Here is a 6,529-nt window from a genome sequence, read left to right on the forward strand (position 1 = left end):
AACCACCAAGGTATCTGCCCCGACGACTGGCGCCTGCTCACCTACGATGATTTCGTTGTCATTCTCAATTCCAACGGCAACAACCATGGCATCGAGGGAGTCCGTTCCACCTTCGGCTTCGGCGGTTACAACACCACTGGGTATAGCCTTGTGGGCGCTGGCTTGAGACGTCCAACGGGAGAATTCAAAGATTGCCTTGGAAAAGAAACGTATTGGTATTACCCAGGCGAAATCCTTGTAGATGGTGAAATGTTTGTTTTGGGCTCCAATACGAGTTATAGAGACAATTCAATTTACGGCCCCTCGAATTTTAATTACACAAAACTTGAAGGACGTTCCGTCCGTTGTGTTAAGTCAAAATAAAATTTATAAGTAAGATTACAAAATGAACACGAAAAAAATAAAGAAATCTGTCAAGCAGTCCACCAAGAACAACTACCGTATTGAGGCTCTTGAACCTCGCCTGATGATGAGCGCTGTCGAATAATCATTCTTCACTTCACACTTCACACTGAAATTGCGTTAGGCCTCCAGCCACTTGCAGTTCTACTGCTTAGTGGCTATGGTCCCCTTTAGGGGAGGGCGTCGCACCTTTGTGGCGAGACGCGCAAGCGGCTCGATGAGCCGAGCGTGCTCGGCGAGCAGCACCCGACCCGGCCCCCCCCTTCGGCAGGCTCAGGGACCGGGCCGGGGAACGCCCTGTTTTTCGCGGACTATGTCGCCATCGTCGTGCTGTTCGCCGTCGTGGCGCATCTTTTTAATGCAATAATTTCAAGCCGGCAATCCCGGATAAGATAAGCAAAACGCAAATGTCTTTCGGGATAGAGAAATGCTCCTGAAATAGATAAACGCCCAGGGCGAACGTTCCCACCGTGCCTAGTCCTGTCCATATCGCATACGTGGTGCCGAGCGGCAGTTTCTATGGAACAAAGATAGTTGTTCTGCCCAAAAAATTCTATCTTATTCAGCGATGAGGTCCGTTAAACAAAATATTTCTTCGATGATTGCGGTCGCGTTGTTCGCGATTCTTGCTGCCGTTGTCGAAGGTTCTTTTGTTTACGATTACGGAACCGAAATGGGGCGGGCTTCGGAATATGGCAAGGTCTCCGCCGACAATGTGCATGCCGAAAGTCCGCTGTTCCTGTTGCGGGAATCGACTGCCGAGGCCATGCAGTTTACACGCAGGTCGGACCAGCAGGTGTCCTTGCGTGCATCGCGCGGTAACGGCCTTCAAGGGGACGGCGGACGCAGTTCGGCAACGTTCAAGCAGGCTACTCCATTTCCGACGAAGATCGCGCTGCCAACTGTTTGCGCCCAATGCGGCTTCCCTTTGCCGCTAGTTTATCAGAAATCAAAAGAGTATTACGTTTATACGCTAGAGCGAATGCTCTGTTAGCAAGTTCTTTCTCCGAACACTCTATCACAGGTAAATTGCCGCGGCCCCTGCCGGGGTGCGCGACATCATTCATTTTAAAAAAGAGAAAGAACATGGAAAACATTTCTAAAATGATGATGGCGAGAGCTGTCTTCAACAAGCCCTATATCAAGACCGAAAAGAAGTTTTTCGGTTTCAAAACCAATGTCACCTACACTAAGACGAATTCGCCCGTTGTGGGAATATGCCTAGATTACAGCCCTACGGAGGGCCAAAAGGTCAAGGAAATTGTCGAGGCTTCTCCAAGCGCCCTGGATGCGGTCGTTCAAAAAAATGGCCATCCGAAAACAGGCGACAACGGAAACTTCCGCCTGAATCTCTGCTATTCGCAGGACCGCGAATTTGCGGCACTGCACCTGCAGCAGTTCTCGGGATTCGAGTACCATAACGTAGGTGGAATCCGTTTTGTCGAAGGCGACGAGGCGCATAAACTTCTCACCGCTTTCGTGAAATAGACGGACGGAATACTTCAAAATGGCTCCCCTCGGAAACGGGGGGGGGCTCGTTGACACCGCGTTAGGGGGCGTCGCACCTTTGTGGCGAGACTTGCCGTGGACCCTATCGCTCCGCTCCAGGGTGACAGAGCGGCAAGGCTCGATGAGCCTTGCGTGCAAGGCGAGCAGCACCCGCCCCGGCCCTTCGGCAGGCTCAGGGACCTGGCCGGGGAACGCTTAATAGTGGGCTAAACTTGCTGATTTTTGCAAACTTTAGCCTAATAATGTGCTATTTGTGGGCTAAAAGTTGGATTTTGTGTTGACTTTAGCCCGGCAATAATGTGCTGAATCTTGAAGGGCTCATGTTTTCTAGGCTTCAGGAACTTTTGAATTTTAAACTCAAAAAGGGAAAAATTGAAGGTTAGGAACAGGGTCGGGATATTCAAGGAACTGTTCGTTGACCGGCCATAAAAATTCCCAATCTTGCCTAAAATCACAAGTTTTATTATTGTAAAAACGCCTAAAATTACTTTGCGGCTAAAGTCTCGTTCATGCTGCCGCTGCGGAAGCCCTGCAGGTCCAGCGAAATGTAGGTAAATCCGATTTTCTTGAAGGCTGCGAGAATCTGGTCGCGCTTTTCTAGAACCTTGTCGAAATCTTCCGGCAACACCTCGATGCGTGCGAGGTTGCCGTGCAGGCGCACGCGGAACTGCTTGAAGCCCAGTTCAAAAAGCAATTGTTCCGCATTTGATATCATGGAAAGTTTTTCCCGGGAAATGGGTTCTCCGTAAGGGATGCGGCTTGCGAGGCATGCGAAGGAGGGCTTGTCCCACGTGGGTAAATCCAGTTGGTGCGAAAGTTCGCGGATGTCCGCTTTTGTGAGGCCGCATTCCAGGAGGGGGCTCCTGATGCCTAGTTCCTGAAGGGCGCGCATTCCTGGGCGGTAGTCGTGAATGTCGTCGGCATTGCTGCCTTCGCAGACGGTTGAAAATCCTGCGGCCTTTGCGCGTTCTGTAATTTTCGAAAATAGGTTGTGCTTGCAGAAGTAGCAACGTTCCCTGGAGTTTTCGGCAAAGCCTTCTACCTGCATTTCGTCAATTTCTATCAGTTGCTGCGGGATTCCGTGCAACTTGCAGAACTCTCGGGAAAATGCGATTTCGCGCTCGGGGACCATTCCCGCCTGGACTGTGTAGGCGACCATGTTGCTGCCCAGTGCGTCGTGGGCGACTTTCGTAAGGAACGTGGAATCTACGCCGGCAGAAAATGCGATGGCGACGCGGTCCATTTCGCGCAAGAGGTTTTTCAGTTTTTCAAACTTTTGGCTCAAGCTTTCCATGTAAAGTAAAATACAAAATTGCGGCTTGACAATTCATTTTTAGAACAGTTTCTTCTCGACCGCTTTCTGGATTTCGCGGATGGGAACGCCCGCCTTGTCGGCGCATGCTTTCAGGTCGTCAAATTCGGGCTTGATTTTTTCGATGTCGCCCAGAACGGATTTCTTGACGCGAACCTTGCCGAATTCCGTTTCGACTTCGAAGGTGCTGCGGGCCATGCAGGTGCGTTCTACGGGGAAACGGCGCACGCCGACGGTCGATGTATGCAGGAAAATTGCACGCTCTACGGCGGCCAGGTGCTCGCTGTCGGCGAGGGCGCACAGAAGAGTGCCCATGCGGTTCTTTTTCATGTAGCAGGGGATAAAATGGACATCGCGGGCACCCGCCTCGAAGAGCTTGTCCATGGCGTAGCCCAATTCTTCGGGAGTGGAATCGTCAATATTCGCTTCAATCTGGAAAACATTGCAGTCTGCGGGGGTGCAGCCTGTGGTTGTGGATGTTGCGTCGCCGCATTTGTCGCTTGCGCAGTCCTCGATGATTTGTGCCCGCAAGAAGTTCGCTCGCCCGAAATCGCGCTTGCCGAGACCCACGCCCGATTTTAAGATTTTGTAGCCTGCGGGGAGCGTTTCTTGTGTCCGCAGAGCTGCGACGATGCCCGCTCCCGTTGGGGTGACCATTTCGCCTTTCGTTTCGGTGATGTGAAGCGCGATACCCGCGGCTTCTGCAATGTGCGCTACCGCCGGAACGGGAATCGGCAACTGGCCATGTTGCGTTTCCACAAAGCCAGAGCCTTCGTTGAGCCCTGTAACGATGCAGTTCTCTATGCCAAGGTCATCGGCAAGGACGGCGACCGCCAAGATGTCGACGATGGAATCGACGGCACCCACTTCGTGAAAATGGACTTCTTCTACGGGCACGCCGTGAGCCTTTGCCTCGGCTTCGGCGATGATACGGAAAATCTTTTTTGCGGTTTCAAGGGCGCGGGGGGTGACTGCCCCTGCATTTGCGGCGCGGTCCAGAATCTCGTAAACTTCGGACAAGTGCCGGTGTTCGTGATGATGATGACCTTCATGACATTCTATCGTCTTTCGTCTATCGTCTTTCGTCTCACAATGCTCTACATACCCTTCTTCGTGAGAATGCACGTGGTCTGCGTCGTGACCGTGAACATGCACCGCAAAAGAAAGCCCCGCAATGCTGTAACTCTTTGAATTTTCCACATGGACGTGGACGCCTTCTAGGCCGAGCCCCGCAATCGCCGCATCCATTTTTTCGCGTGATGCGCCAAGTCCAAGAAGTGCGGCAACCGTCATATCGCCGCTGATACCGCAAGAGCCGTCGAGATAGAGATATTTCATAAAAATAGTGGTTAGTGGTTGGTGGTTAGTGGTTGGGTGCGAAGGGCGTTAGTGATAAGGGTCGATGGTTGAAAAAAGATTATTTTATTTGTAACATGCGGAAGGCGGCGATGGCCGCCCCGAAACCGTTATCGATATTTACCACCGTTACGCCCTCGGCGCAGGTGTTGAGCATGGTGAGCAGCGCGCTGATCCCGCCGAAGGATGCCCCGTACCCGACCGATGTGGGCACGGCAATCACGGGCGCTTTCACGAGTCCGGCAATCACGCCGGGGAGCGCGCCTTCCATTCCGGCAACGGCGATGACCACCGAAGCCTTGCGGATGTCCTCTACCTTCGAGAGCAGGCGGTGCAGCCCCGCAATTCCTACGTCGTATTGGCGCACGACTTTTACGCCGTTAAATTCCAGCGTCTTGGCGGCTTCTTCGGCGATAGGCAGGTCCGCCGTTCCTGCGCAACATACGGCTACCGGCCCGAGTTTTGCAATCGTTTGCGATTTCTTGCCGTCGGAACGCCCGCGCTTCCGACTAGCCGGAATTTCATCTGACAGCGAAATCGTCCGGGAAAATTCGTCGTAGCAGATTTTCTCACCTGCATTTGCGATGAATTCCGCCTGCTCCTTGCTGCAGCGGGTCCCTAATACGCGGCAGCCTTTGTCCCGGAAGGTCTGCAGAATCCGGAGAAGTTGTTCCGGCGTTTTCCCGGCACAAAAAATGGCCTCGCTTGTGCCGGTGCGGCTAGTCCGCCCGGTATCCAGCTTGGCAAAACCAAGTTCTTCATAATTTTTGCAAAAATGGTCGGCTTTCATACCTTAAATATACTCATTAGAGTTTGCTCTAGGTCAAGCGCTTTGGGGATAAAAGTTTGGTTTTTGTGTAGCATTTTTTGAATATTGGCTTTGTGCACCATGTATTTTGCCGTCCCTAACGATGTATAAAAATAACAACAATAGACAAAGCGACACTAGCTAATGCGGCAATCCCCTCAAATTTTATTGAATTTTTCTTGAAGCGCGATACGGCAAACGGGAAAAGATGAATTGTCAGCAACATTTCAATTATTGCCGTCACAAGAAAAGCTTCAAAAACACCGTCAGTTTCTTCTTCAATAAGGTAACTTGCAACAGGTGTTGCCGTTGCACATTGATGCCAAACAAATAGTACGCAAGCAACAAACCACACAACCACTGGCAATAGCATTTTTTTCAAAATATTCAAAACCTGTATTTTCTTTTGAATTATTTCAACCAGCATTTCAATATAATGAGCGGCATTCCAAAATACAGCAAAAAAAAGACAAAAAGCAATGGAATAACTAGATAAAGGGAAAGGAAGTTTGTCAAGAAAATTATAAAAGAATGGAACAATTAGAAATATTATGGGAACAAAAGTTCCCACGACATAAATGACATTTTCACTTCTTGACCTATCACTTGATTTGTTTTCCATTTTCATCCCTTCGATTTAATATTTCATCATACATTTTGTTGTACGAATCATCAGACATTTTGACCTTCTCTACAATATAGCCGTTTTTACGACGAATGGCCTTGTAGTAGCCATCCTGATGCATTTGTTCTAAAACCTTTAGCGCACGCAGTCTGGTTGTAAGGTGGCTGTATTTCGCTCCGACTTTTCTGCCAATGATATTGTTGAGCCGATCTATGGCAGAATCAGCATCAATTAGCGAGTCAAAAGCCTTTTGGTTCGGATCAAAAGTTTTTCCAAATTCATGACAATCACCAATTATTTCAGCGACATTTTCGTCATATCTAGATGTTATATCCGACTGCCATAAAATATGTCGGAAAGCCCCCCGTTCAGACCCATCATCGCCATATTCCGTGGAAAGAATATTGCCCGCTTCGGAAAAAGCATAAGCTCTGTTTGTAGAACTGCTATCTGGCGGCAAGCCTTTTATTGTCCAAAAAATGGTTAAAACCCTGCACTTTCAGTGCAGCGACTTTCA

9 protein-coding genes and 1 pseudogene are annotated in these 6,529 nt (G+C 49.9%); 4 read left to right on the forward strand and 6 right to left on the reverse strand.

Features of this window, described 5'->3' with window-relative positions; genetic code table 11:
* Positions 1-363: pseudogene (locus Q0P86_RS16185) on the forward strand (hypothetical protein); the annotation flags it as partial.
* A gap of 22 nt (positions 364-385) precedes the next feature.
* The gene (locus Q0P86_RS16190; RefSeq protein WP_295040916.1) at positions 386-487 is read left to right on the forward strand and encodes an LEPR-XLL domain-containing protein; all 102 of its coding nucleotides are present in this window, start codon (positions 386-388) and stop codon (positions 485-487) included.
* A gap of 270 nt (positions 488-757) precedes the next feature.
* Here Q0P86_RS16190 and Q0P86_RS17010 read toward each other — a convergent pair whose 3' ends face one another.
* The gene (locus tag Q0P86_RS17010; RefSeq protein ID WP_366941292.1) at positions 758-916 is read right to left on the reverse strand and encodes an SMR family transporter; all 159 of its coding nucleotides are present in this window, start codon (positions 914-916) and stop codon (positions 758-760) included.
* An 84-nt stretch (positions 917-1,000) separates the two neighbouring features.
* Here Q0P86_RS17010 and Q0P86_RS16195 point away from each other — a divergent pair, with 84 nt between their 5' ends.
* Positions 1,001-1,396, forward strand: coding sequence for a hypothetical protein (locus Q0P86_RS16195; protein WP_295040917.1), 396 nt, complete (start codon positions 1,001-1,003; stop codon positions 1,394-1,396).
* A gap of 92 nt (positions 1,397-1,488) precedes the next feature.
* Positions 1,489-1,890: a hypothetical protein gene (locus tag Q0P86_RS16200; RefSeq protein ID WP_290996356.1), complete on the forward strand. Its 402-nt coding sequence runs from the start codon at positions 1,489-1,491 to the stop codon at positions 1,888-1,890.
* A gap of 505 nt (positions 1,891-2,395) precedes the next feature.
* On the opposite strand, the gene larE is transcribed toward Q0P86_RS16200, so the two are convergent.
* From larE to Q0P86_RS16225, 5 genes are all read right to left on the reverse strand, one after another.
* Complete coding sequence (gene larE, locus Q0P86_RS16205; RefSeq protein ID WP_295040919.1) at positions 2,396-3,205, reverse strand: ATP-dependent sacrificial sulfur transferase LarE; 810 nt, start codon at positions 3,203-3,205, stop codon at positions 2,396-2,398.
* 39 nt (positions 3,206-3,244) lie between these two features.
* Positions 3,245-4,561, reverse strand: a complete 1,317-nt coding sequence (gene larC, locus Q0P86_RS16210) for a nickel pincer cofactor biosynthesis protein LarC (RefSeq protein WP_295040921.1) — start codon at positions 4,559-4,561, stop codon at positions 3,245-3,247.
* A gap of 79 nt (positions 4,562-4,640) precedes the next feature.
* Positions 4,641-5,369, reverse strand: a complete 729-nt coding sequence (gene larB / locus Q0P86_RS16215) for a nickel pincer cofactor biosynthesis protein LarB (RefSeq protein WP_295040923.1) — start codon at positions 5,367-5,369, stop codon at positions 4,641-4,643.
* 115 nt (positions 5,370-5,484) lie between these two features.
* The gene (locus Q0P86_RS16220) at positions 5,485-6,009 is read right to left on the reverse strand and encodes a hypothetical protein (RefSeq protein WP_295040925.1); all 525 of its coding nucleotides are present in this window, start codon (positions 6,007-6,009) and stop codon (positions 5,485-5,487) included.
* Positions 5,990-6,472: a hypothetical protein gene (locus tag Q0P86_RS16225; RefSeq protein WP_295040927.1), complete on the reverse strand. Its 483-nt coding sequence runs from the start codon at positions 6,470-6,472 to the stop codon at positions 5,990-5,992. Before Q0P86_RS16225 ends, Q0P86_RS16220 begins: the two co-directional genes overlap by 20 nt.
* Between the last annotated feature and the right edge of the window lie 57 nt (positions 6,473-6,529).

The organism is uncultured Fibrobacter sp. (assembly GCF_946062555.1).
GTDB lineage: Bacteria > Fibrobacterota > Fibrobacteria > Fibrobacterales > Fibrobacteraceae > Fibrobacter.